This is a genomic window from Candidatus Palauibacter sp. (assembly GCF_965237495.1).
Lineage (GTDB): Bacteria > Gemmatimonadota > Gemmatimonadetes > Palauibacterales > Palauibacteraceae > Palauibacter.
On the sequence record NZ_OZ250143.1, the window covers coordinates 3,951,068 to 3,976,404 of the forward strand.

The window sequence follows — 25,337 nt, forward strand, 5'->3', positions numbered from 1 at the left end:
GTGCCGGTGGTTCTCGCACCTGGAGGTATCATGAAGACCCGCGCCCCCGTCTCCCTCCGTTCCTTCTCCTTCCGCGACCTGTTCCAGAGCTTTGTCCCGCTTCTCGTGCTCGTTGGCGTCAGTGCGCCCGCCCCGGCGTTCGCGACCCAGCAGGCCGACGGGGCACTCCCGCTCGAGACGTGGCTCGACTGGGAGCGCCTCCAGGACCCGCGGATCTCGCCCGACGGCGGCTCCGTCGTCTACGAGCGCCTCTGGGTCGACAAGATGAACGACGCGTGGAAGACCTCGATCTGGATCGTGAACCGCGACGGGACGCGACCCCGTCACCTCCTCGACGGCTCCTCCCCGCGCTGGTCTCCGGACGGGAGCCGGCTCGCCTTCCTCGCGCCGGACGATGAGGAGAACACCCAGATCTTCGTCCGCTGGATGGACGCCGAGGGTGCGGTGTCACAGGTCACACGGCTGACCGAGAGCCCCTCGAATCTCGCCTGGTCACCGGACGGCACGCGGTTCTCGTTCACCATGCGCGTGGGGGCGGAGGAGCCGACAGCCCGCCACTGGTCCCTCTCGCTGCCCAAGCCGGAGGGGGCGACGTGGACGCCGGGCCCGCGCATCATCGAACGCCTCATCTATCGGCAGGACCGGATCGGATTCCTGGGGGACAAGTACCAGCACCTCTTCGTCGTGCCCGCCGATGGCGGCACCCCGCGCCAGCTCACCGAGGGCGACTTCAACTACGGCGTCCCCACCTGGGAGCCCGACGGCGGGTCGCTCCTGTTCAGCGGTCTCATCATCGAGGACGCGGACTATCGCTGGCAGGAGAGCGAGATCTATCGTCTCGACGCCGCGTCCGGCGAGCTGAGCCAGGTGACGACCCGCAAGGGGCCGGACGCTCGGCCCGTCGCGTCGCCGGACGGGCGCATGATCGCCTACGTGGGGCACGACACGACGACCTTCGACTACATCGAGTCCGCCGTGTACGTGATGAACGCGGACGGGTCGAACCCGCGCGCGCTGACGGCGGAAATGGACCGCAGCCCCGGGTCGCTACACTGGGCTCGCGACGGACGCGGCCTCTACTTCGACGTCACCGCGGACGGCTATCGCAACATCTACCACGCCTCGCTCGACGGCGAGGTGCGGGCGATGACCGAGGGCGCGCAGATGTTCGGCCTCAACGACGTGAGCGATGGCGGCACGGCGGTCGGGATGTGGGGTGACGCGCACGAACCCGGCGACATCTACGCCTTTCCGCTGGACGAGCCCGACCAGCGCACCCGGCTCACCGACGTGAACGCGGACGTTCTCGCCGGCGTCCGGCTCGGCGAGGTCGAGCAGATCTGGAGTGAGTCCTCCTACGACGGACTCCCGATCCACGGCTGGGTCATCAAGCCCCCGGACTTCGACGCGTCGCGAGACTATCCGCTCATCCTCATCATCCACGGCGGCCCGCACGGCATGTACAACGGCGGGTTCAACTTCTCGTGGCAGGAGCACGCCGCGAACGGCTACGTCGTCCTCTACACCAACCCGCGCGGCAGCTCCGGGTACGGGACGGAGTTCGGCAACGCGATCCAGTACGACTATCCGAACCACGACTTCGACGACCTCATGTCGAGCGTGGACGAGGTCATCTCACGCGGCTACGTGGACGACGGCAACATGTTCGTGTACGGGTGCTCGGGCGGCGGCGTGCTGACGTCGTGGGTCGTGGGGCACACGGACCGCTTCCGCGCCGCCTCGGCGAACTGCCCCGTGGTGAACTGGTTCAACTTCCCGAACGAGGTCGACGGCAACTACCTGCGTTGGTACGCCGACTTCCAGCAGTTCCCGTGGGAGGACCCGAGCGAGCACATCCGGCGCTCGCCGATCTCGTACGTGGGTGACGTCACGACGCCGACCATGCTCATGACGGGCGTCCTCGACCTCCGCACCCCGATGGCGCAGACGGAGCAGTTCTACCAGGCGCTCAAGGCGCAGAACAAGCCGACCGCCATGGTCCGCTTCGAGGGCGAGTGGCACGGTACGTCGAGCCTGCCGTCGAACTTCCTCCGCACGCAGCTCATCCTCCGGAAGTGGTTCGAGCGCTGGGGCACCCACGACGACGACCGCACGGCCGCCACCCAGGGCGGCTCATAGGCTCGGAAGTCGGGTAGTCGGCGCAGGCGAGCCCGACCCCCTCCGGGGAAGGGCGAAACGGCGCCATCGGCGTGCGTACGATTGATGCGTAGCTTCCTGGAACGGGCAGGAGTCGCGCCATGATCGAGTACAAGGGATACACCGGCGTCTTCGAGTACGACGAAGACTACGAGTTTCTTGCAGGCCACGTCATCGACACCCGAGACGGGATCAACTTCGAGGGCAGATCGGTGTTGGAGTCGAAAGAGTCGATGCGACGCGCCGTGGACGACTATCTGGAGTTTTGTGAGGAGAAGGGGAGAGAACCCAAGATCGCTCCCTGATCGCGGATCCGGTCCTCGCTTATCGGCAGATTCTGCGCATATCTGGGTAGAATCGCCGCTGTTCTACCCATGTGTACGAGAGAATCGCTGCCTCGCACCCCCGGAGTTACTCGGTACCGCGCCCTGCGCCCGGCCAGACCATGTGGATCCACGCTTGCACGCTACCACCCCGTCCCGCATGTTGTTATACATGCGTAAAACAATCCTTGCCGTCCGAGTGGAGCAGGAATTGCGAGAGGCGATTGACCGTCGCGCCGCCGCCGAGGGGACCACGGTGTCCGGCTTCGTGCGCGAGACTCTGCGCGAGGCCGTGGCGGACCGGCCCGTTGGCGAACGGATCCACCACCTGAAGGGGACGGTACGCATGGACGTCGAAGATGACGAATGGCGGGCTGCGCTCCGGAGCCGTAACTGGCGCCGGTAAGGGAATGGCTCGTGGATACGGGCCCGATGGTCGCCTATCTGGATCCGGACGACCCGGCCCACGCACCGGTCGCCGCGGTCCTCACCGACTTTCGGGGCACTCTCCACACCACGGGGGCCGTGTTGACCGAGGCCATGCATCTGCTCGCCCGCGCGCGTAACGGCCCTTCGGCTCTCGCGGACTTCATCGCGTACAGCGACATGCACGTCCACGACGCCTGCCAGCCTCCTCGGGTCACGAGCGCAGCGCTCCTGATGGACCGCTATGCCGACAGACCGATGGACTTCGCCGACGCGACCCTCGTCCTGCTCGCGCAGCGCCTCGACGTGCACGAGGTTCTGACTCTCGACCGCAGGGGTTTCCACACCTACCGAACGGCTGACGGACGACCGTTTCGCCCGGTGCTCGATCAGCCGTAGCGCCCGGGCCACGAGGGGCCGGTCGCCCGGGACCAAGCCGTTGGCGGACGGTCATTCGACGCGATCGCGGCGGTAACGGGTAGCCTGGTATCCCTCAACCCAGCGACGGGAACTGCGCCAGCGACCGTCCGGGCCACGCACCGCCTTAAGCCGGCCGCGGGCGGCGGCCATGCGCAGGGCGGGAGCTGTCATGTCGGGTGTCGCGAGCGCGGCGAGCGGTACGAGCCGGGCCGGGCCGGCTACGGCCGGTATGACGAAGCGGTAGAGGTTATCCAGAATCGCCCGCGCGATCATCTCGCCGAGCGGACCGCTGTCGCCGCCGTCCGCCCTCCGCAGGGCGGTGAGGTACCGGGAGCGGTCTCGCTTGTAGATGATCGCGGGCGGATACCCGAGCCGCACCAGAATCAGGTTCAGAACCAGTCGGCCCGTCCGGCCATTCCCATCGAGGAACGGATGGATCTGTTCGAAGCGGCAGTGGAGTTCCGCCAGCGCCTCGGGGAATGCGACGACGTCCGGGTCGAGCGAGTTCGCGTCGGCGATCCAGGTTTCCATCCGGGCAGACACAAGCGGCCACTCCACCGGGATCATCCCTCCGGGAAACGGCCTGATGTCGTGTTCACGGAAGCTGCCGGGCGTTTCCCTGTCGGTGGCGTCGGGATGCGGCGCGACCTCCCACACGGGGGACATTGCGGTGTGGTGAATCTGGCGTACCTTCGCCAGACTCAGAATCTCTCCAGAGTGGAACAGCCCCGTCGGGTCGAGGGCCTGCCGGTACACCCACTCGGCCGCTGTACCGTATCCACGCACCTCCAGGTATTCGCGCAGTTCGCGGTTGCCGACCGCGACTCCGTCCGCCAGCAGCCTCTCGACCTGCCTGAGCAGGAGCGTATTGCCCTCGATGGCGGTGGAGTGATGTGCCTCTTCGTACCAGATCCCGCGCCAGATGTCAGCCGCTTCCCCCGGACGGGGGAGGCCACCGAGACGTGCGCGGAGTTCGACCCCTTCGGCGTACAGCTGATGGTACAACTCACGGCGCGGCGGGCGTCCCCGTCTCGGCTTGCCCGAGTCAATTTGTTCGTTCATGGATTATCTAACGTAACAGAACATATTGCGGGTGCAACGTCCGGTATCAGGAGACTCCAGCACCCAGCCAGCTCCAGCGCCGATGCTCTCCCGTGCGAGCTAGCTCAGGAAGGCGGTCTCGGAGAGGACGCTGTCGAGGTTCGAGACCAACAGATCCGCGTCGGCCTCCGAGAAGACGAGCGGCGGTTTCATCTTGATCACGTTGTGGTCGGGACCGTCGGTGCTCAGGAGGATGCCGTGGTCGCGCATGCGCTGGACGGCGGCGTCCGCCAACTCGGCGGCCGGTTCGAGATCTTCTCCCTCCCGCATGAACTCGATACCCGAGAACAGGCCGCGGCCCCGCGCGTCACCCACCGGACCGTGGCGGTCGCGCAGATACTCGAGCCCACGCAGCAAACGTTCGCCGACGACAGAGATACCAAGCCGCCGCCGACGTCGTGCAGCTACAGCAGGATCGATTTGTCATCGCCGCCTACGTCAAGTCTTGCAAGCTCATTGCATGGTTGTCCTGGCTGAGAAGGTGGTTTCAGCAAGAACATCATCTAAGCGAGAAACGAGAAGATCGGCGTGTTGTCGAGAAAAGACGAGCGGCGGCTTCATCTTGATCACGTTGTGCTCGGGGCCGTCCGTGCTCAAGAGGATCCCCTTGTCCCGCATGCGCTGAACGGCGGCGTCGGCCACGTCGGCGGCGGGCTCGAGATCCCCCCCCTCCCGCACGAACTCGATGCCCGAGAACAGGCCTCTGCCCCGCGCGTCGCCGACGGCGGCGTGGCGATCACGGAGGTATTCGAGGCCCGCCAGCAGCCGCTTGCCGACCTTCGCGGCGTTCTCCTGTAGTCCCTCGTCTTCGATCACATCGAGGACAGCCAGGCCGATGGCGCAGGAGACGGGGTTCCCGCCGTAGGTGTTGAAGTACTCCATCCCGTTGGCGAATGACTCGGCGATCTCGCGCGTCGTGACCACGGCCGCGAGGGGGTGTCCGTTCCCGATCGGCTTGCCGAGCGTGACGATATCGGGGACGACGCCGTGCTCCTCGAAGGCCCAGAAGTGCGACCCCACGCGACCGAAGCCAACCTGCACCTCGTCGGCCACGCACACGGCGCCGTGCTCGCGGGCCGCCGCGTAGGAAGCCGCGAGGTAACCGGCCGGGAGCGGGATCTGCCCGCCGCAGCTGAGGATCGATTCGTGGAAGAAGGCGGCCGCGCCGGGCGGACGATCGTCGAACCGGGTGGGCTCCGTTTCGAGCGCGAGCGCCGCCTCGCCCACGTACGCCGCGTAGAGCGGTGCGACCTCGCTGTCCGGCCCTCGGTGAAGCCCCCGGAAGGTGTCCGGCATGGGCGCCATTCGGACCCACGGCCGCGGGCCCTTCCCGCCGGGGCCGTTGAACTTGTAGGGGCTCAGGTTAACGACCGAACTCGAGTTCCCGTGATACGCGCCGTCGAGGACGACGGCACCCACCTTGCCGGTGTGCGTCCGCGCCATGCGCAGGGCGAGTTCATTGGCCTCGGTGCCCGAGCAGACGAGGAAGCACACATCCAGCGGGGCCGGGAAGAGGGCCGTCAGCCGCTCGGTGTACTCGAGGATGGCCTCGTGCAGGTAGCGCGTGTTCGTGTTGAGGGCTGCCATCTGTCGGCGTGCCGCCTCGTTCACCCGCGGGTGCGAGTGGCCGACGTGGGCCACGTTGTTCACGCAGTCGAGGAAGGGCTGGCCCTCGATGTCGTACAGCCAGCTGCCGCGCCCCCGCACGATGTGGAGCGGCCGCCGGTACGAGAGGCTGAGGGACGGGCCGAGTCGGCGGTCGCGGTCCCGGATGAGCGCCGCGTACCTCCGCGGGCGGGGCGCCGTCGTCTCTCCCGGGATCCGGAGCAGGTGGTTGGGATCCGGGCTGATCGCGGTCCAGGCGTCGCGCTGGCTCGGAGCGGCGATGCCGGGGAAGGTGCCCTCATAGCCGAGCGGATCGACGAAGATCTGGAAGTGCAGGTGCGGCGCCCAGTCGCCGTTGCCCGGCGGGGCGCCGATCCAGCCGATCGTGTGCCCCGGCTCCAGGACCTCCCCCGGCGCAACCGCGCGCAGCGATTCGGGTGACAAATGTCCGAACAGGGTCCGAAATCGGACGGGTTCGCCCGCGACGTCCGCACGGTGGTCCAACTCGTGTTCGAGGATGATGGTGGGGCCGTAGTCGAGCCGCTCGGCGTTGTCGCGCACGTCGATCACGCGCCCCCCCAGCGGGGCGAGGACTGGCGTACCGGGTTCCGCGAACAGGTCGACGCCGAGGTGGACCGTCCGCCATTCGTCCACCTCGTCTCCCGGTACGCGGAAGGCCTCCGCCGTATACCACCACCGGACCTCGTCGTAGCGCCCGATCCCCACCGCCGCGCCGGCGTCCCGCATCTGATCGAACAGGCGCTGCGAAAACGCCGAGTGGTCCGTGGGGTCGAACGTCCCCCCGTCGTCGCCCGACTCGACGCTCAGGTCGAGGGTGACCGTCGGCGCCACGCGCGGGTCGGGGTCGAGCAGGGGCGCCGCGGTCGGGGCGGCGCGCTCCAGCGCGGCGATCACGCGAACGGTCTGCGGGCAGGGCGGATACCCACACGCCTCCCGCAGCCGATACCGCCCCAGGTTCGGATGCGTCTGCTGCAGCCGTTCGAGTACATCCCAGGCGGGCGCCTGGCTGACCAGCAGGTAGTCGTTGTCCGGCTCCTGGGCGCCGCGCACGGACGAGACCGTCACGCTGAGCGCGAGGCGAAGTCGAGCCAGCTCGTACACGACGTCGGCTTCCGCTTCCGTCATCTGGTGTTCGGTGGCGTACCCCCGAGCCACATGACAGAACGCGCTCAGCGGGTCGCAGCTCCCGAAGGCCGCGTACGCGGAAGCGACCGCGAGATTCGCGACCGTCCACGACCGGATCGCGTCGCCGAAGTCCACCACGCCCACGATGTGAGGCGCCCCCTCCCGCATCCGCCCCGGATCGACGTGGATGTTGGCCGGGTTCGCGTCGTTGTAGATCAAGCTCTGCCGCAGCTCGGCGGCCCGCGGCGCCACGCACGCCGTGTGCCGTTCGAGGATCGTGGCGATGATCTCGCGGCGCGCGGGACTCTCGATCGCGGCCAGGTTCTCCCGGATGAGCGACGCGGCCCCCCGGAGGTCCCACACCATCGGCCGGTTCGCGGCCGTCACCCCGGTCGTCGAGCGATCCAGAATCCCCGCGAGACGCCCGATCTGTCTCCGGAGCTCGGGTCCGTGCGGGCGGAAGCGATCGAGCGGGATCCCCGGCACCGGCTCCAGGAAGCGGACGAAGTGGGCGCGTCCGTCGAGACGCTGCTTGATGAGCGACCCGCCCTCCAGCGCGGGGCGCCAGGTCGGGAGCGTGTAGCAGGACTGGGATGCCGACAGGGCAGCCAGCATGGCGGCCTCGGCATCGAGTATCGCCCGTTCTTCAAGCGCGTTCGAGACCTTCAGAAAGCCGGCGACACCGGCCGCGTGCGTGATCTCGAACACCCGGTCACGCTCGCTGGGGCATTCCCGGGCTCGCCCGCTCACACCCCAGTGTTCGAGGATGAGCCGAGCTGCAGCCGCCTCCGAGACGGACGGCCTCCCTGCCGCGTACGCGCTGTCGAGCGTCTCCATGCTGGCCGAAGCTTCCATGCCGGTCATCCCGGGTCAACCGGTTCCCGCCGGGCCGGGTTGTTGCCGCTCGCGCCGGCCGAACCGAGCTTTCGAGTCCGGTCCACTCGCAGATGGAGCAGATACGATGTCTCTTCGTGCACCCCTCCTGGCTTCCGCGCTCGCCTTGGCCACCGCCGGAGCCCCGCCCGCCCATGCGCAGGAGCGCGTCCAGGTGGTGGTCTCCCCCGCAGAACTCGAACTCGAGGTCGGAGCGTCGTTTCAGCTAACCGCGGAAATCCACGGCGCCGAGGGGGAGGACGCGCGCGCAGAGGTCCAGTGGTTCGCCCCCGGGGACGGCGTCACGGTCTCGAACGATGGAACGGTGACGGCGATACGACCGGGCGAGTCGCGCGTAGCGGCGATGTTCCGCGGCCAGCCGAGCTGGGTCACGATCCGCGTACCCCGGCTCGAAGCCGCCCGGATCGAGGCCCGGGTCGCCGGCCCGGTCTACGTCGGGGTGACGGCCGCCCTCGAACTCGCCGCCTACACCGAGTTGGGCAGCCCCGCGGAGGACATCGAGTTCGTCTACGCGTCCGCCGACCCCGGCATCGCGGCCATCGATGAGGCGGGCCGGGTCCTCGGCCACGGGCCCGGACAGACCCGCCTCACGATCTCCGCCGGAGACGCCGAGGCGCAGGTCGAGGTGACGGTCGAACCGAATCCGGCGGAGGATTACGAGCTGGTCGCTTCCGGGGACGTCAGCTCGCTTTCGACGGGAGATGTCGCCGCGCTTCAGGTCATCGGTCGCGATGGCCAGGGCGGCGAGATCGGCTTCCAGCCGCTGTGGAGCGTGACCCCGGGCGGGGCGGCGGTCCACCCGGTCGACGGCCGCGGGCTCTTCGTCGCCGAGGAGCCGGGGACGTACATCGTGACCGCGATCGTGGGTCCCGCCCTCACCCGCACGATGGCGGTCCGGGTCGAGCCTCGCCGCCACACCGCGCGCCTCGAAATCGTGGGGAGCGGGATCACGACTACCCACCGGGCCGGCGACACGTGGGTCTTCGAGGGTGTGGACGGGCGCGACTACGCCTATATCGGGACCTTCTACCACGACTGGATGAAGGTGTGGGATGTGACCGATCCCACGCAGCCGGTGCTCACGGACTCGATCCAGCTGGACGCCCGCCGGATCAACGACGTGAAGATCCACCCCAACAACCGTCTCGGGATCGTCACCCGCGAGGGGGCCTCGAGCCGGCGCAACGGGATCGTCTTCCTCGATCTCTCGACCCCGGCCCACCCCACGATCCTGTCGGAGTACACGGACACGGTGACCGGGGGCGTGCACAACGTGTGGATTCTCGGGGACGAGGATCTCGTCTATGTCTGCCACAACGGGACGAGCGAGATCGTCATCATGGACATCGCCGACCCCGCCAACCCGCGTGAGGTCAACCGCTGGGCGCACGACGAGCCGGTCCGGAGCCTGCACGACGTCATCGTCCAGGACGGGTACGCGTACGCCTCGTTCTGGAACGAGGGGATCTACATTCTCGACGCGGGGGCCGGCACGCACGGGGGCACGGCGCGCGACCCGAAGCTCGTCTCGCGGTGGGTCTCCGGGCAGGGCAACACGCACGTCGCCTGGCGCCACGGGAAGTACCTCTTCGTCGCGGCGGAGATCTACCCTTCGGACTGGGACCCGAACGCGTTCGGCCCCATCGAGGCGCGGGGCTATGTCGAGGTCCTCGACATGACTGACATGGCGGACCCCGTGAAGGTCGCGCACTACACGGTCCCGGAGGCGGGCGCCCACAACCTGTGGAGCGACGACCGCGACCGTCTCTACGTCGGCTACTACCAGGCGGGGCTGCGGGTGCTCGACATCTCGGGCGAGCTACGCGGCGACCTCTACCGCCAAGGCCGCGAGATCGGCGCGATCAAGACCTCATCGCCGGACGCCGCCGTGCCCAACTGGTCGATGACCTGGGGCGCCCAGCTGTTCAAGGGCCGGATCTACACCTCCGACCTCCATTCCGGACTCTGGATCGCCCGCCTCGTCCAGGAGGAACTCGTCCCCTGACCCGGATCGGGGCAGCGATTCTCGTGTGACGTTTGCCGATCGTCCGGCGTCAAGAAACCGGGTCAGGGCGTCCCGGGTCGGAGGAGACCGGATGATCAAGGCGGTCTTTGCGGTAGCCGTCCTCGCAGCCGGGGGGCTTGCGGCTCAGGAGACGCGCGACACGCTCGTTCGGCTGTCCAGTCTGACGGTCCCGGACAGCGTACCCCTCACGTTCGTCGAGCAACTCGTCCCCGGCCCGGACGGCTCGGTCTTACTCATCGATGCACAGACGGACGGCGTACTGGTCTTCGGTCCGGACGGCGTGTTCCGGCGACAGATCGGTCGGTGGGGGGAGGGGCCCGGCGAGTTGCTCTCTCCGTGGCGCCTCGGGTTGCTGGGACGCGCTGGCGTCCCCGGGTTTTCTGGCGACGCATTGCCTGAGCACCGTCCAGGACGCGGATGAGACAAGGATCGGACTGGGATTCGAGCCGAAGCCGGGTCGGCGGGTCGTTGATGTCAACGGCGTTCTGTGGATCGACACGGTCGCCGGCGGACCGCGGCAGTTGGAGTTCCGGTACACGTCGCCCCTTCGGTTCCTGCGACGGCATCTGGAGCCGACGTTCCGTGTCGCACGCGATCGATGGCTGATTCGGGAGTGGACAATCGTCCGGCCCAGGCTCCTCTATAAGGGCCTGTACGAAGTGGGTAAACGCGCGACCATCTGGCCTCGTGCCGATCCACTCACGACCAGCGGGAGAGTCCTCGCGCTTATCCGACCGTAACCGTGCACATGTGGCACGACTACCGGCGCTATCGCGGCTCCAGGGCGTTGAGAGCGGCCAGGATGTCGGCGTTCTCGGGGCGAATCTTGTAGTCCACCTCGGTGAAGTTCCAGCGCACCGTTCCGTCCATGTCGATGACGTAGGTCGTGGGGTGCGGGATCTGGCGTCCGCTGTCGTCGTCCTCGTTGAGGAGTCCGTAGCGGTAGATGATCGCGGAGCCCTCATCGGCCAGTAGCGGGAAGTCGAGCGCGTAGTCGTAGTCCTCCAGGACGCGGTCAGCCATCATCACGAGTTCTTCGGGCGTGTCGGGCGCGATGGCCAGAAGTTCGGTCCGCTCGCGCTGCTCCGGGGTCAGGAAGTCACGCAGCTCTCCGAGCTGCTTTGCGCAGTAGGGTCACCAGTGGCCGCGGTAGAAGAAGAGGACGACGTTCTTCTCTCCGCGGTAGTCCGAAAGCGTGATCGGCTCCCCGCTGCTCGCAACGGCCGTGAAGTCGGGCGCCGGATCCCCCTCGGCCACCCGCCCGAGGTCCGCCGGAGGGAGATCGCGTCCGTCGGCCGGCCCGAGCGCGACCTGCGCGGCCTCGCCGGCCCCGGCCATCGTCTCGTCCTCCATCCCGGCGTCGTCGCCCGGCGCGCAGCCGCCCAGCCCGATGGCCAGGACTCCGCCCCCCACGAGAAGCCGGACGTAACGTGCATCCATCATCCCGTCACTCCCTTGCAAGTGTTCCCGCCGGCGACCCGTGCTCCCGGCCGCCTTGCCCCGCAACGCTATCGATCGGGTGGCTCCGGCGACAGAAGTCCGCGGCCCGGTTGTCCCGAACCGCCCGGGAACCCCGACATTCCGGGCGTCTTGCGCCCGCCGCGGGCGGCTCGGACTATGCCACGGTTGTCCCGATTGTGGTCACTAGCCGGAGCCTGCACCATGCGTTACACGCCTCTCGTCTCCCGACTCGTTTTCCCTCTCGCGCTTGTGTTTTTCGCCTCAGCGGAGAGTCTCGCCGCGCAGGAGGGTACCGACGGCTACCAAACGCCGGCCGCCGAACTGACCGCGCTCGTCGACGCTCCGGTGACTCCGGGCATCAGCCTCAGCCCGGACGAGTCCGTGATGCTCCTGACGATGCGGCCCAGCCTGCCCTCGATCGGCGAGGTCGCCGCGCCCGAACTCAAGATTGCGGGGCTGCGGATCAACCCCCGCACCAACGGCCCGAGCCGCTCCAGGCCATCGAACGGGCTCGCGCTGCGGACGCTGGAGGGGGATGAGCGCGCGGTGACGGGTCTCCCGTCGAATCCACGCATCCGGAACACGCGCTGGTCTCCGGACGGGGGCATGGTGGCGTTCACCCACGACACGGACTCGGCCGTTCAGCTGTGGATTCTTGATGTCGCGTCGGCGACGGCGCGTCGCCTGTCCGACCTCGACGCCGTGAACGCGGGCTTCGGCAGCCCGTTCAGCTGGTCGCCCGAGAGTGACGCGCTGTACCTCATGGCGGTGCCTCCGGGCCGCGGCCCGGCGCCTGCCGAGCCCATGGTCCCGACGGGTCCGAGAATCGAGGAAAGCTCCGGAGAGGCCGCTCCCGCCCGCACCTATCAGGACCTGCTCCAGAACCAGCACGACGAGGCGCTCTACGCACACTACGCGATGGCGCAGCTGGCCCGCGTCGGCCTCGAGGGGTCGGCGACCATGCTGGGTGAGCCGGCGATCTTCTCGGGCGCGGCGCCCTCTCCGGACGGCGGCCACCTGCTCGTCCAGACGACACAGCGGCCGTTCTCGTACCAGGTACCGGCCTCGCGCTTCCCGAGCACGATCGAGGTGTGGGACACGGCCGGGAACCCGGTGCACCAGGTCGCGCAGCTCCCGCTCCAGGATGGCGTCCCGACATCGTTCGGCTCCGTGCCGACCGGCGTCCGTTCGGTCTCCTGGCGCCCCGACGCGGGCGCGACCCTCTATTGGGTGGAGGCGCAGGACGGGGGAGACGCCCAGGCTCCGGCCGACATCCGCGACAGGGTGTACACCCACGCGGCGCCGTTCGCCGGCGAGCCGACTGAACTCGCGGCCCTCCCGCTCCGTTACGGTGGCGTCATGTGGGCGGAGGAAGGCTTCGCGTTCGTGAGCGAAAACTGGTTCTCGACCCGCCAGCAGCGCACGTACCGAGTCGACCCGGACGCCCCCGGCACCCTCGATTTGATCTTCGATCTCCAGACGGAGGACCGGTACAACGATCCCGGCTTCCCCATGTTCACCACGAACGAGCGGGGTTTCGGCGTGCTGATGACCGCCGACGGAGGGCGTTCGATCTACCTCGCGGGGCAGGGCGCGTCCCCCGAGGGCAACCGTCCCTTCCTCAGGAAGCGGAACCTCGAGACGGGGGCGGAAGAGGAGTTGTTCCGCTCCGAGGCGCCCTACTACGAAGGTGTGGTGACGCTGCTGGCGGACGGACGGCTGCTCACGCGCCGCGAGTCGGCGGACGAGCCGCCGAACCACTTCCTGCGGGATCTCGACCGGGGCACGATCAGCGCGGTGACCGACTTCCCGCACCCGTACCCGCAGTTCGCGGGGATCCGTAAGGAAGCGATCCAGTACGAGCGCGAGGACGGCGTCCCGCTCTCCGCCACGCTCTATCTCCCGGCCGACTACGATCAGGAGCGCGATGGCCCGCTCCCGACCTTCGTGTGGGCCTATCCGACCGAATTCAAGAGCGCCGCGGCCGCCGGTCAGCGCCGCGACTCGCCGTACCAGTTCACGAGAATCAGCTATTCCGGCGCCGTGCCGTATGTCACGCGCGGCTACGCCGTGCTCGACAACGCGTCGATGCCCGTGATCGGCGAGGGGGACGCGGAGCCCAACGACAGCTTCCGGGAGCAGTTGGTGGCGAACGCGCAGGCCGCGGTCGACGAGGGGGTGCGGCGCGGGGTCGTGGATCCGGACCGCGTCGGCGTGGGCGGACACTCCTACGGCGCGTTCATGACGGGCAACCTGCTCGCGCACTCGGACATTTTCCGGGCCGGTGTGGCGCGGAGCGGCGCGTATAACCGCACGCTGACGCCGTTCGGCTTCCAGCGCGAGGAACGACTCTTCTGGGAGGATCCGGACCTCTACCTGTACATGTCGCCGTTCATGCACGCGGAGAAGGTGAACGAGCCCATCCTCCTCATTCATGGAGAGGACGACAACAACTCGGGCACCTTCCCCATCCAGTCCCGCCGTTTCTATGCGGCGCTCAAGGGGCTGGGCGCGACCGCGCGTCTCGTCTTCCTGCCCGCCGAGAGTCACGGCTACGCGGCCCGCGAGTCGGTGCTGCACGTCCTGTGGGAGACGGACCGGTGGCTCGACATGCATGTGAAGCCCGCCAAGAAGCCCGTCACCACGACGGACGACGCGGGAAGCTGAGCGCCGCCGCCGAAGTCCCGCTTCTGGTCGAGGCGGAGGGTCCCGTCCGGATCCTCCGCCTCAACCGCCCCCACCGTCTCAACGCCGTCAGCCTCCCCATGTACGAGGCGCTGGAGGCCGAACTGGCGCGCATCGGGGCGGACTTCGAGACCCGCGTCGTCATCCTCACGGGGACGGGACGGGGGTTCTGCTCCGGCGCCGATCTCAAGGCGCACCGCGACCACGAGGCGTCGCTGGCGGAGCGCCACGCCTACATCGACACGAGCCAGCGCGTGTATCGCGCCCTCCAGACGTTGCCGCAGCCGGTGGTCGCGGCCGTGAACGGACACGCGATCGGGGCGGGGTGCGAACTCGCGCTCTCGTGCGACTTCGTGATCGTGGCGGAGGAGGCCAGGCTGCGCATGCCCGAGGTCGCGCTGGGGACGTTCATCGGCGGCGGCACGGCCTACACGCTCAGGCGTCGCGTCGGGCACGCGCGCGCGGCCGAACTGATCCTGCTGGGCCGCTACTTCACCCCCGCCGAAGCCCACGCGTGGGGGCTGGCCAACGAAATGCTCCCAGCGGCCGAAGTGCTCCCCGCCGCCCGCGAGCTGGCCGCTCGCTTGGCACGAAACGCCCCCATCTCGATGCGGCTCGCCAAGCGGCTGCTCGACCGGGCGGAATCCGTCGACGCCGAGGAGGCGCTGCGCCTCGAAGCCGAGGCGCTCTTCACATGCATGGCCTCGGAGGACTGGCGCGAGGGCCTCGAGGCCTTCGCCGAGAAGCGCGACCCGGCCTACCGAGGGAAGTAGCCGTACGAAGGACCCCACGCGTAGACACGAAGTACAGACTCCCATACCTTACGCGCGGTAAGGATGTTCTGTTGAGAAGGGGCAGTCATGGAAGCGACGATCACGAGCAAGGGCCAGGTCACGCTGCCGAAGCCGATCCGGGACCGGCTCGATCTCAAGGCGGGTGACAGGATCGCTTTCGCGCTGGAGGACGACGGGACTCTCCGGGTGACACCCATCACGGGGTCCGTAATGGAGCTGGCGGGCATGCTCCCGAGACCCGCCGTTCCGCTCAGCCAGGATGAGATGGACGAAGTGATCGCCCAGTCGGCTATTCGTCGAACTCTACGTCGTTGATCGGGCTGGACACCAACATCCTGGTGCGCTTCGTCACCGGGGATGACCCGGAACTGGCGACCGTGGCCACACGGCTGATCCAGGGCCGTTGTACGGCCGAGTCACCCGGCTACGTGGGTGTGCCCGTGCTTGTCGAACTGGTATGGGTGCTGAGGCGCGGCTACGGCTACGAGAAGGCCGCCGTCATACAGGTCATCCGGAAGCTTCTGGGCACGGCCGAACTGATCGTGGAGAGCACGGAGGTGGTTCAACTCGCCTTGCGGGATTACGAGTCGGGCACAGCCGATTTCGCCGACTACCTGATCGGGCGCGCCAACCGTGCCCGTGGTTGCGCGCGGACGTACACCTTCGGTCGTCGGGCGGCGCGCAGCAGCCTGTTCACGCTCGCGACGTGACCCCGTAGCCGCTCCGCTTACTTGGCGGTTCGCTCTCGGATCACGCGTTCCCCGGCCCCCATGGCCTCGAAGTAGCCTTCCAGCCGAGCCAGACGCTCCTTCAGTTCGGCCTCCAGCTTGCCGATGCACCTTGTGAGCCGCGTCTCCACTCGCGCCACTTCCGTCCGCACCGCGGCGACCTCCCGCTCCACGGCGCCGAGGCGTCCGTCCACGGTGCCGAGGCGTTCTTCAATTCCCCCCAGCCGCCCCTCCATCCGGCTGGTCTTGGTCAACAGGTCCCTGATGTCGTTCCGCATGCCGCGCTGGCCGGGAATGAGTACCGCAGCCAGAGCGATGGCCGCCGCGATGATGGCGATCATCTCCCCACTCATGGGCGTGCCTCCGCCGGATCCGGCGAGGTGCCGCCTCGCCCCGGATGCAGCGCAGCGTGATCGAGACGTTTCATCTTATCTCCGTGATCGTCGACCCAACCTAGGGCCCAGGCGTTATTCCGTGCGAACGCGCGCCGCCCGCGCTACCGGAGCACAGAATGGCGTGGCCGGTCAACGGAGATTCATCACCCCGGGACGTTCTCGGGAACGGCCCGCTGCCATTGCCGCCCCGCCCGTACGCGCCGCACGTTTCACGGACTCATCGACCCATCCCGCGCAAGGCCGAGGAGAACATGATGGCTCCCGCCCGCCGCTCCGCCCGGATGACCGGGTTTCTCGCGCTCGCGGCCTTCGCCGCGCTCGTCGCGGCCCCGCCCGCCATAGCCCAGGACCGGACCATCGCGCTGGTCGGCGGCCAGCTGCTCGACGGGTACGAGGCGAACCCCATCCATCACGCGACCGTCCTGATCGAGGGGAACCGGATCGTCGCGGTCGGGCCGACTTCGGAGATCGAGATTCCACCCGACGCCGAGGTCATCGACACCCGGGGCAAGACGATGATGCCCGGCATGGTGGACGCGCACGTGCACATCATGATCCTCGGTCACGGGGACTACGCCGACTGGTTCCCCTGGTTCGAGGGGAATGACGACCTCGTCTACGAGACGTCGGCGAAGCAGCTGCTCATGGCCGGGGTCACCGCGGGCGTGGACCTCTCGGCGCCCATGTCGAGCCTCGCCTTCCGGGACAGGGTGAACCGCAACGAGGTGCCGGGTCCCCGACTCCTCGCGAGCGGACCCTGGATCACGCGCTATGCCTGGGATTTCCTCCCGGACGAACTCCGCGTCCTGCACCGCACGCCCGAGGAGGCGGCGGAGCGGGCGCGGATGCTGATCGACGCGGGGGTCGACGTCATCAAGACATGGATCGGGACGACCGAGGAGGACATGCGGGCCATCAAGTCGGTGGCGGGTCCGGCCGGCGTCCCCATCCACTGCCATGTCTATGAAGAGGAAGTCGTGTGGGGCGCGATCCGCGGCGGCTGCGATGTACTCCAGCACGCCGGTTCGGGCGGCAGCGTCCCGGCGTATTCACAGGAACTCGTCGACTACATCGCGATGGAGGGGATCCCGGTCGTCCAGACGATCTCGCACCGGGTCTGGGTCTACCCCGCCACGCTGGAGTTTCCGGAGCGGCTCTGGGACCCGGACATCATCAACAGCTTCCCGCCGACGATCCGGGAGGAGGTCCTCAGCTCATACACGAAGGACGATTTCTGGCGGAAGCCCTACTTCCGCGGCACGCCGCGGCAGATCCGGAACAGCGAACGCGCGGCGCGCCAGTTCATCGACGCCGACGCCCTCATGGCAATGGGCACGGATACCGGCTCTCCGCTCAACTTCCACTCGGAATCGGCGTGGCGGGAGGTTTCGGCGCTCGTCGACATGGGGATGACGGAGATCGAGGCGATTTCCGCGGCGACCAAGGTCTCCGCCCAGGTCCTCGGCCTCCGCGAGACCGGCACGATCGAGCCCGGCAAGCTCGCCGACATCATCGTGGTCGACGGCAACCCGCTGTTCGACATCAACGTGCTCGGGTACGTGACGGACGTGATCAAGGACGGGATCATCTACAAGCGGAACGGCGTCCCCGTGTGGGAGATGAACCGCGCGCAGACGAGCACGAGCGGCTCATGATCCGCCGTCTCCGCCGTCGCCCGACCCTCGCCGCCGTCCTCGCGGCCGGGCTGGGGCTCGCCGCGTGCACCGTCGTGCCGGAGTCGGCGGACGATCCGTCGTCGGCCGGCGCGGGGGGTGCCGCCTACGATCTGGTGATCATCGGGGGCACCGTCGTCGACGGGACGGGCGCGGACCGCTTCACCGCCGACCTCGGAGTCCGCGACGGTCGCGTCGTCGAGATCGCCAGGGACGGCGGACTGTCGGGACAGGGCGCCGAGGAGATCGATGCGACCGGACTCATCGTCTCTCCCGGGTTCGTCGATCACCACAACCACGTCCAGAATCAGGTCCACCGGCGGCCGCTGGCCGAGAACTTCATCCGCCAGGGGATCACCACCATCCTCCCGTCTCTCCACAGCGGCGACCAGCCGTGGCCGCTGCGCGACTACATCGACGACCTCGAGGTCGCGCCCAACATCGGTTTCTTCGCGGGGCACAGCTGGACCCGCAAGCAGGTGATCGGGATGGAGGACCGGGCCCCGACCCCCGAGGAACTCGACGAGATGCGGGACCTCGTGCGCGAGACGATGGAGGACGGTGCGCTGGGATTCTCGACCGGGCTCCTCTACGTCCCCGCGAACTACGCCGAGACCGAGGAGGTCATCGAGCTGGCCAGGGTCGCGGCGGAATACGGCGGCATCTACTACACGCACATGCGGGACGAGGCGCGGGGGCTCCTGCCGGCCGTCCGAGAGGCGATCCGCGTCGGCGCCGAGGGCGGGCTTCCGGTCCACATCAACCACTTCAAGGCGATGGGGGTCGATAACTGGGGGAAGACCGTCGAGTCGCTCGCGCTGGTGGACTCCGCTCGCGCCGAGGGGATCGACGTGAAGGTCGACCTCTACCCGTACATGGCGGGAAGTACCGGCTCCAGCGTGCTCTTCCCGCAATGGGTGCTGGCCGGCGGCGTCGACTCGTTCCGCGTGCGCGTGACCGACCCCGAGACCCGTGCGCGTGTCGAGCGGGAGACCGAGGAATGGATGAACCGCGACTGGACTGGCGGCGACCTGTCGCGGATCCAGTTCCGCACCCTGCGCGCCTTCCCCGAATACAACGGGAAGCGCATGTCGGACCTGGCTGCGGACCGGGGGCTGCCGAACAACGACGCCACCGGTGTGCAGCTCGCGATCGAACTCCAGTTGGCGGGCGGGTTCAGCGCCATCTACCACTTCATGGACGAGGCGGACGTCGTCCGCATCATGCAGCACCCGCAGGCGATGTTCGAGACGGACGGAGACCCGGTCGGCTACGGGCTCGGTTTCCCGCATCCCCGCAGCTACGGAACGTTCCCGCGCATCCTCGGGCGCTACGTGCGCGAGATGGGCGTGCTCACGCTGGAGGAGGCGGTCCGGAAGATGACCTCGATGTCGGCAGACGAGATCGGGCAGTCCGAGCGGGGCCGGATCGCGGACGGGATGTGGGCGGACATCACGATCTTCGACGCCGACCGGATCATGGACCAGGCCGACTACGTGGACCCGCACCGCTATTCGGTCGGCATCCATCACGTGATCGTGAACGGCGTCCCGGTGATCCTCGACGGCTCGGTCACGGGCGCCAAGCCCGGTCAGGTGCTCAAGGGCCCAGCGCGACAGCTCACCGAGAACCGCGGCGGGTAGCGACAATGCCGCCAAGTCGAGATGAGCGCGTGGGGACGTTCAGCCCGGCGGACGGCGTCCAGCGGCAGCGCGTCCAACGCCTCGGCCTTCACCCTCGCCGTTGCGGCTTCGGGGCGGGGTAGCTCTTCGCCGGGGCGGAGCGTCCGCTCGATCCAGCACACGAAGAACGCGGCACGGTCTGAGATGCCGAGGGACGGCATAAACCGCATCAACCCCTCAATGGCAGTTCTTGGTCCCTACGTCGCTACGCGCGCAGCGGAGCCGGCCGTCCACGCAGTCCACGAGGACGGCGACCGAGACCGACGATGTTGAGTGACTTCACGAGCCATAGGGGGGCTTACGCTTGGTCGCCTCTCCGTCTCCGTCGAGCTCAAGCCCAAAGTACTCGGCGGCCCGGACTTCATCGATAATCTCCAGAACCCAGCCGCCCGCGCCATTCTTCTCGCACATGCCGACGACCTCGTCAAAGAGACTGGCGCTCCCACGATATGGAATCCCCGCAAGGGACAACGGCTCGTCGCGCAAGAGGAGTATAGGGTCGTGCGTCGCTCGGCGTAGCGTCTCCTCTACCATCGCGGCGGCGAAGATCGGGCTCTGCCACTCCCGGAGCATGTCGGTCGCCGCCTCCTCGACGGTCATGGGTGGGTTGTCGTTCCAGCAGTCGCTTGAGACGTACTCGTTGGCCAGCGCCAGCAACTCATCCCATTGCCGTTCACGGATATAAGCCACGATCTTGCCGCCATTGGGCTCGATCCCGTAGCGCCGCACGAGCGCCACCGCGTACGCGTCCAACTCCGCCTGCGTGCGCGAACCGTTTTCCTGCGTCAGTTCCGCCACAGCCTCCGGGAAGTGCAGCGCGTTCAACGGAATCCGCCGAAACGCGTGGCATATCTTCACCGTCGGAGGATCCGGCAGTCCCAACCGTTCCGCCACCTCCTGCCCTGTCCACACCCGGGACTCCTGCGCCGTCACGGGTGCGGCCATGATCGCCGACATCACGGTCGATATCGACAGCAAAGTTGCCTTCCTCATCGCTCTTGCCTCCTCGTTACCCCACCCAATTGCGCTGCCACGTGTTGTTCCGAAACTCCCAGACCCAGTACTGAGATCCGAGGCCGCCTCCATGCACCGCCAGCCTGCTGGCCGCGGTCGTGAGTAGCGCGGTCGGTGGCGACGCGCTCGAGTTCGCCGAGCGGCGGCTGTTCGGCCCGCTCGGGATCGTGAACAAGCGCTGGCCGGTCATGCAGGACAGCGTGATCGTCGGCGGGGCCGCCCTCGCGCTTCGGCCGCGGGATGCCGCCAAGATCGGACAACTCATGCTGCAGGGCGGCCGCTCCGGTGCGGAACAGGTGGTATCGCGGGCGTGGGTGGAGGTGCAGACGGCCCGTCTGGTCTCGCTGGGCGACCTGGGCGGCGTGCTGAGGGACGCGGGTTACGGCTACCAGACCTGGAACGACCGGGCCGGCGGCGGCTCGACCGACGACGCGGTCGCGACATCGGGATGAGCGTGGGGGCCGTTCCCCCCGACGGACCCGCGACGCCGTCCGCACCTACATGTCCGGCGGTCTGCCATGCACTCGCGCGCGTGTCAGGAGACAACCGACACGCCCGCGCCACAGTAACGGACGTACGGGGTGACGTCGTCCAGCGGCAGCGCCTCCAACGCCTCGGCCTTCACCCTCGCCGTCGTGGCTTCCGACCGGGGTAGCTCTTCGCCGGGGCGGGGGTAGTAGAGTCGATTGAAGATGAAGTCGTTGGCGGCGCACCAGGTGTAACTCTTCGACTCGGCATCGCGAAGAGATTCCGGAGGGACTGCCGCCTCAATCACCGCGACAACGTATTCCCGGCCCCGACCCTCGGGCTCCGCGTTATGGATGCTGAGGAGTGTCTCCCAAGCGGCCCGGCCTGCGTGGCCCCCACGGGCTCCCTGGATGGCTCGAAGCGGGTTGGTTCGCCTCTCCTCTTCCGGCAGGTCCCGCAGGTACATCTCATACAGCCCAACAAGCGCGGGAAACGCGCCCTCGTACGGCTCCTCCGCCTGCGCCGCCCTTGCCAACGCCACCTGGGCGCGGAACCGGATGTCCCCGTCAGACGTGTCGTCGGCGAACGCGAGCCGGACCAGCTCGTCGGTGAGCGCATCCAGATCCCCGCGCGGCCAGGACTCGAACCGCTGCGCCAACACGGCGGCGGCCGGTGCGTGCCCCGACTTTCCTCCGTCGTGGGGGTCGAGAATCTCCCGGAGCGCAGACGCCGGGGTCGGAAACTGCCAGGCGCCCGTCTCCTCGTCCAGCACGAGCGAACCCCGCTCTTCCCACTGGACGCCCTGCGGCAACTCCTGCGCCCCGGCGGGAATGGGACCCAGCAACAGCCCTGACAGCGCGATCGACAACAGCGCCTTCTTGATTCCCGCCATAGCCGCCATCCGTTCAAGCATCTTCGTCGCCCTCACGAGCACGGTGTCCCTGTATGGGGGTCGCTGGACGCCGTGCCCACGGTCCAGAAGCCAACTTCACGATGGTGCCAAAGGTCGCCGCCGCTCTCCTCCGCGTCCATTGGCCCCGCCTTGCCGTCGTCGATGACTGTGTTCAGCCTGGGTACGAGCATGGGAAGGTCGGAGACGTCACTTCCCGTAAGCTCCTCGATCTCCTCCAACAGGTTCGCTACGGTCCGGGAGACCACGCACTGGTTGTACTTGGCCTCGTGCCTCTGCTCGTGGGCCATCGTGGTGCCGTGCCAGGCGTTGTACGGTCCAGACGTGCCGCAATCCCCGTTCACTTCGTTAAGGTTGGCTGATGTTCCGAGGCTCGTCCAGCCGGCCGGGCAGTATCGCCGGAGCGTCGCTGCGGACACTGCCCCGGTGGTGGAATACGTGGGTGCCAGCAAGTTCGAGAGAAAGTCCGGATGCAGGTACAGTTCCGTCACATCGTAGGTCCGCGTTACGTAGGTGGCTCCCTTCCACGGCCCCCGGGATACGGTCGTGGTCGTGAACGCGCCTGGATGCCGCGCGAAGGCCCCCCAATCTCCCCCGGGCCACCCGCCGGGAGGCGTCAAGTACTGCGCCGTTTGACTGGACCGGGCAATCGACCATGGGCGGCGGCTCACTGTGACGACCCCGTTCAGCGTCTTCGCCGCGATGTCCGGCCCCGAGATCGTAACCGTGAGGCTCCGGGTGCTCGTTGCCGTCCCGTTCCACGAGGAGAGTCCCGTGCCCGACGTGTCAGCCGCTCCCGCTCCCGTCTCCCCAGCGTAGGTGAGGTCGCCAAGGCTGACGGTGGAGTCCTGCGTGCTGACGCTACACCCCCCGCTCCAGCCACGCGTTGTCGACCTGCACGCAAGAGAAAACTCCACGACCCTGGATCCCTCGTCGCCGTCGTCGTCACCCTCGCCGGCACCTTTGGGGCCGCTTGGCGAACCACTGGGCGCGGGGACCGGAGTAGGATTATGGGGAATGATCTCGATTCCCTCGAGGACGAACCTGGAGAGGCTGCATGGCCCCCCTACTGCATCAAAGTCCAGGTCGAGCCCTGGGCACGCCGCCGTCCCGATAACCGTGAGTCCGTCGATCTCGGACGGCTCGCAGTCTGTGGAGAAGGCTGGGTCGAAGCAGGGATCATCCTCGGGCCTCTGCACCGCGAGCAGAGAGCGCGGCGCAGTCCAGCCCAACGCCAGCTTCCAGAGCGTGGCCCAGCGCCCGCCCCCCGGCGGCCGCGCCGACGCCCAGATCTTGTCGGGAATCTCGAGCCCCAGCTCCTTGAGAATCGCCTTCACGCTCCCGTTCACCTCCAGCTTCCCGCGCTCCGTCCCGGGGAGCAGGCACACCGCCCAGATCGCCAACTGCTGGGGAAGCACCTCCTCGCTCCCGTCCGCCTTGGGGCGTTTCACGGTCACCCAGATGCTGTGTAGCCGCGCCCACGCCGCCTTGGCCCCACTCTTCGCCTCCGAGCTATACTCCATCTCGTACTTACGGGCGACATAACTTCCCGTCGCGCGCCGGAAAAAGAACTCGCACCCCGGTCCCCCGATCCCCTGGACGACCGTGTTCCACGACGGAAGACTGTCGACGTCGGCGTTGAGCCCGGTCTGAGACACAACCGGTGCCATCATCTGGGCATCCCCTCCGGTGGCGAAAGGCGGCTCCCAAACGGAGTCGGAGCATGCCAGGAGCCCCGCCGCCGATGCTCCCGCCACGAGAACGGCCGGCCATAGCCCCGGCCCGCGTTGGTGGGGCCCGCCGCGTGATCTTGATGTTGCGGCCGACCTGCCCGGCGCGCGGTTGTTCGGTCGGTCCGAGCCGGAATCCGCGGCAGCAATACGCGGGAGAGTGTCCGACGGGGCCGCGACGCGGGAAGGTCGACTGCGAAGAGACGAGGAGAGACCAGCGCGGAAACACCTGAACATCCATCCTCCCGGGTAGCAATGTCCGCTCCCGGGACTCACGCCCGGGACTCACGCCCGGGACTCACACCTTAGCTTATCCCTATGTGTACCTCATATGACGCGCAAGATCTGTAGTCCGGCCAGCGTGGCGAGTTACGGGCCGGTCTTCGGGACTCGTTCCTGAACTCACGGTCGCATCCAATACTCGACCGGCCCTGAGAGGAACTCGTCGAGCGGGATTCCGTCGCCGCCGACAAGCAGGATCCTCGTTGGACGAAAGCGATCGGCGAAGGCGGTGAGACCCGGCGGCGTCCCGCGCGTACGACCACTCTTTACCTCGATGGCGGTTACGACCGCCCCGGCGCGTAACACGAAGTCCACCTCCCGGCCACGGTCGCGCCAGTAGAAGACCTCGCATGCGTCCATGTCTGCCGCGTTCACCAGGTGCGCACCTACCGCGGATTCGACCAGCCGTCCCCACAACTCGGGGTTCGTGCGCACCTGCGAGAGTGCGAGACGAGAGCCGGCGGTCAACAGAGCTGTGTTGAAGACTTGCAGCTTCGGGCTGGAGCCTCGCCGCCGCACCTCGGCGCCGGAGTATTTCTGCAGCCCCGTCAGCATGCCTGCGCCCGTGAGCAGGTCGAGATAATGGGCCAGCGTCGTGGTGTTCCCCGCGTCGTGCAGCTGTCCCAGCATCTTCGTGTACGACAGAATCTGCCCCGAATACGCACAGCCCAGCGCGAAGAGCCTCCTGAGCAGGGCCGGCTTGTCCACGCGAGTAAGCAACAGCACGTCTCGCGCGATCGTGGTTTCGATGAGCGAGTCGCGGATGTAGCGAGACCAGCGCTCCGGTTGCCGCACCAGCGGCGCCGCGCCGGGATATGCACCGTAGAAGAGGAACTGCTCGAGGGACCAGCCAAACGCCGCCTGCATCTCGGCGAAGCTCCAGTGTGGCAGGTGGAGCCGTTCGAAGCGCCCGGCGAGACTCTCCGTTAGACCACGTTCAATGAGGAGTGGCGCCGAACCCGACAGCACCACCTTGAGCTGGCGTCCGGCACGGGTGTCCTCGTCCCACAGCCGCTTGACGGCCTCTGCCCAATCTGCTGCCTTCTGGATCTCGTCGATGACGAGGAGTGCATCATCGGCATCGGAGTCGTCCGCGAGGAGTCTCGCCGCCTCCCACTGTTGCGCGATCCAGCCAGGACCGCGCAAAGACGGCTGATCTGCGGTGGCGAACCGGTGGCGCAGTCCCGACCGTTCGGCGACCTGGGTGATCAACGTCGTCTTGCCCACCTGCCGCGCGCCGGTGATGATCTGAAGAAACCGGCGAGGCTCCCGAAGGCGGCCGAGAAGTTCCAGGGCGTAGGGGCGCGTGTACGTCATATTACTCAACATGATGAGTAAATTTACTCAATAAAGCGAGCAAATGGAAGATCCATGACCTCGCAAGACGCTCAGCGACTACGCGGGGTTTTGCCACGGG

Annotated in this window: 22 protein-coding genes; 13 read left to right on the plus strand and 9 right to left on the minus strand. The window is 67.8% G+C overall.

Annotated elements, in window-relative coordinates; all coding sequences use genetic code 11:
- Positions 1 to 30 precede the first annotated feature (30 nt).
- The 4 genes from ACPXY0_RS17350 to ACPXY0_RS17365 all read left to right on the plus strand — a co-directional run bounded on the left by ACPXY0_RS17350 (position 31) and on the right by ACPXY0_RS17365 (position 3,305).
- Positions 31 to 2,139, plus strand: coding sequence for a S9 family peptidase (locus tag ACPXY0_RS17350; RefSeq protein WP_423926735.1), 2,109 nt, complete (start codon positions 31 to 33; stop codon positions 2,137 to 2,139).
- 119 nt (positions 2,140 to 2,258) lie between these two features.
- Positions 2,259 to 2,462, plus strand: a complete 204-nt coding sequence (locus tag ACPXY0_RS17355; protein WP_423926737.1) for a type II toxin-antitoxin system HicB family antitoxin — start codon at positions 2,259 to 2,261, stop codon at positions 2,460 to 2,462.
- Positions 2,463 to 2,691: 229 nt separating this feature from the next.
- The gene (locus tag ACPXY0_RS17360; RefSeq protein WP_423926739.1) at positions 2,692 to 2,886 is read left to right on the plus strand and encodes a hypothetical protein; all 195 of its coding nucleotides are present in this window, start codon (positions 2,692 to 2,694) and stop codon (positions 2,884 to 2,886) included.
- Positions 2,887 to 2,897: 11 nt separating this feature from the next.
- Positions 2,898 to 3,305, plus strand: a complete 408-nt coding sequence (locus ACPXY0_RS17365; RefSeq protein ID WP_423926741.1) for a type II toxin-antitoxin system VapC family toxin — start codon at positions 2,898 to 2,900, stop codon at positions 3,303 to 3,305.
- Between the two features lie 51 nt (positions 3,306 to 3,356).
- On the opposite strand, the gene ACPXY0_RS17370 is transcribed toward ACPXY0_RS17365, so the two are convergent.
- From ACPXY0_RS17370 to ACPXY0_RS17380, 3 genes are all read right to left on the minus strand, one after another.
- A complete protein-coding gene (locus ACPXY0_RS17370) occupies positions 3,357 to 4,388 on the minus strand; it encodes a Fic family protein (RefSeq protein ID WP_423926743.1) in 1,032 nt (343 codons plus the stop codon).
- A gap of 99 nt (positions 4,389 to 4,487) precedes the next feature.
- The gene (locus tag ACPXY0_RS17375) at positions 4,488 to 4,847 is read right to left on the minus strand and encodes an aminotransferase class III-fold pyridoxal phosphate-dependent enzyme (protein WP_423930733.1); all 360 of its coding nucleotides are present in this window, start codon (positions 4,845 to 4,847) and stop codon (positions 4,488 to 4,490) included.
- A gap of 33 nt (positions 4,848 to 4,880) precedes the next feature.
- Positions 4,881 to 8,033: an aminotransferase class III-fold pyridoxal phosphate-dependent enzyme gene (locus tag ACPXY0_RS17380; RefSeq protein WP_423926744.1), complete on the minus strand. Its 3,153-nt coding sequence runs from the start codon at positions 8,031 to 8,033 to the stop codon at positions 4,881 to 4,883.
- A 106-nt stretch (positions 8,034 to 8,139) separates the two neighbouring features.
- Between ACPXY0_RS17380 and ACPXY0_RS17385 the strand changes: the two genes are divergently transcribed.
- Together ACPXY0_RS17385 and ACPXY0_RS17390 are read left to right on the plus strand one after the other, a co-directional pair.
- Complete coding sequence (locus ACPXY0_RS17385; RefSeq protein ID WP_423926745.1) at positions 8,140 to 10,077, plus strand: Ig-like domain-containing protein; 1,938 nt, start codon at positions 8,140 to 8,142, stop codon at positions 10,075 to 10,077.
- A 91-nt stretch (positions 10,078 to 10,168) separates the two neighbouring features.
- Positions 10,169 to 10,519: a 6-bladed beta-propeller gene (locus ACPXY0_RS17390; protein ID WP_423926747.1), complete on the plus strand. Its 351-nt coding sequence runs from the start codon at positions 10,169 to 10,171 to the stop codon at positions 10,517 to 10,519.
- A 347-nt stretch (positions 10,520 to 10,866) separates the two neighbouring features.
- Here ACPXY0_RS17390 and ACPXY0_RS17395 read toward each other — a convergent pair whose 3' ends face one another.
- Positions 10,867 to 11,541: a peroxiredoxin family protein gene (locus ACPXY0_RS17395; protein ID WP_423926749.1), complete on the minus strand. Its 675-nt coding sequence runs from the start codon at positions 11,539 to 11,541 to the stop codon at positions 10,867 to 10,869.
- Positions 11,542 to 11,760: 219 nt separating this feature from the next.
- On the opposite strand from ACPXY0_RS17395, the gene ACPXY0_RS17400 reads away from it, so the two are divergent.
- The 4 genes from ACPXY0_RS17400 to ACPXY0_RS17415 all read left to right on the plus strand — a co-directional run bounded on the left by ACPXY0_RS17400 (position 11,761) and on the right by ACPXY0_RS17415 (position 15,748).
- On the plus strand, positions 11,761 to 14,226 hold the full coding sequence (locus tag ACPXY0_RS17400) for a S9 family peptidase (protein ID WP_423926751.1): 2,466 nt from the start codon (positions 11,761 to 11,763) through the stop codon (positions 14,224 to 14,226).
- Positions 14,160 to 15,017, plus strand: coding sequence for an enoyl-CoA hydratase/isomerase family protein (locus ACPXY0_RS17405; protein WP_423926753.1), 858 nt, complete (start codon positions 14,160 to 14,162; stop codon positions 15,015 to 15,017). The genes ACPXY0_RS17400 and ACPXY0_RS17405 overlap by 67 nt, the downstream gene beginning before the upstream one ends.
- A gap of 87 nt (positions 15,018 to 15,104) precedes the next feature.
- Positions 15,105 to 15,353, plus strand: a complete 249-nt coding sequence (locus ACPXY0_RS17410) for an AbrB/MazE/SpoVT family DNA-binding domain-containing protein (RefSeq protein ID WP_423926755.1) — start codon at positions 15,105 to 15,107, stop codon at positions 15,351 to 15,353.
- A complete protein-coding gene (locus tag ACPXY0_RS17415) occupies positions 15,350 to 15,748 on the plus strand; it encodes a PIN domain-containing protein (protein WP_423926757.1) in 399 nt (132 codons plus the stop codon). The genes ACPXY0_RS17410 and ACPXY0_RS17415 overlap by 4 nt, the downstream gene beginning before the upstream one ends.
- Positions 15,749 to 15,765: 17 nt before the next feature.
- On the opposite strand, the gene ACPXY0_RS17420 is transcribed toward ACPXY0_RS17415, so the two are convergent.
- Positions 15,766 to 16,119 (minus strand): hypothetical protein, encoded by a 354-nt coding sequence (locus ACPXY0_RS17420; RefSeq protein ID WP_423926759.1) that lies wholly within the window; start codon positions 16,117 to 16,119, stop codon positions 15,766 to 15,768.
- 296 nt (positions 16,120 to 16,415) lie between these two features.
- Here ACPXY0_RS17420 and ACPXY0_RS17425 point away from each other — a divergent pair, with 296 nt between their 5' ends.
- Positions 16,416 to 17,816, plus strand: coding sequence for an amidohydrolase family protein (locus ACPXY0_RS17425; protein WP_423926761.1), 1,401 nt, complete (start codon positions 16,416 to 16,418; stop codon positions 17,814 to 17,816).
- The gene (locus ACPXY0_RS17430) at positions 17,813 to 19,477 is read left to right on the plus strand and encodes an N-acyl-D-amino-acid deacylase family protein (RefSeq protein WP_423926763.1); all 1,665 of its coding nucleotides are present in this window, start codon (positions 17,813 to 17,815) and stop codon (positions 19,475 to 19,477) included. The genes ACPXY0_RS17425 and ACPXY0_RS17430 overlap by 4 nt, the downstream gene beginning before the upstream one ends.
- 318 nt (positions 19,478 to 19,795) lie before the next feature.
- On the opposite strand, the gene ACPXY0_RS17435 is transcribed toward ACPXY0_RS17430, so the two are convergent.
- Positions 19,796 to 20,602, minus strand: a complete 807-nt coding sequence (locus ACPXY0_RS17435; protein WP_423926765.1) for a hypothetical protein — start codon at positions 20,600 to 20,602, stop codon at positions 19,796 to 19,798.
- A 26-nt stretch (positions 20,603 to 20,628) separates the two neighbouring features.
- Between ACPXY0_RS17435 and ACPXY0_RS17440 the strand changes: the two genes are divergently transcribed.
- On the plus strand, positions 20,629 to 20,982 hold the full coding sequence (locus ACPXY0_RS17440) for a hypothetical protein (RefSeq protein ID WP_423926767.1): 354 nt from the start codon (positions 20,629 to 20,631) through the stop codon (positions 20,980 to 20,982).
- 83 nt (positions 20,983 to 21,065) lie between these two features.
- Here ACPXY0_RS17440 and ACPXY0_RS17445 read toward each other — a convergent pair whose 3' ends face one another.
- The 3 genes from ACPXY0_RS17445 to ACPXY0_RS17455 form a co-directional block, all read right to left on the minus strand.
- Positions 21,066 to 21,926, minus strand: a complete 861-nt coding sequence (locus tag ACPXY0_RS17445) for a hypothetical protein (RefSeq protein ID WP_423926769.1) — start codon at positions 21,924 to 21,926, stop codon at positions 21,066 to 21,068.
- A complete protein-coding gene (locus tag ACPXY0_RS17450) occupies positions 21,923 to 23,581 on the minus strand; it encodes a hypothetical protein (RefSeq protein WP_423926771.1) in 1,659 nt (552 codons plus the stop codon). The genes ACPXY0_RS17445 and ACPXY0_RS17450 overlap by 4 nt, the downstream gene beginning before the upstream one ends.
- 459 nt (positions 23,582 to 24,040) lie before the next feature.
- Entirely contained in the window at positions 24,041 to 25,249 is a 1,209-nt protein-coding gene (locus ACPXY0_RS17455; protein ID WP_423926773.1) for an ATP-binding protein, read from the minus strand.
- Positions 25,250 to 25,337: the final 88 nt, after the last annotated feature.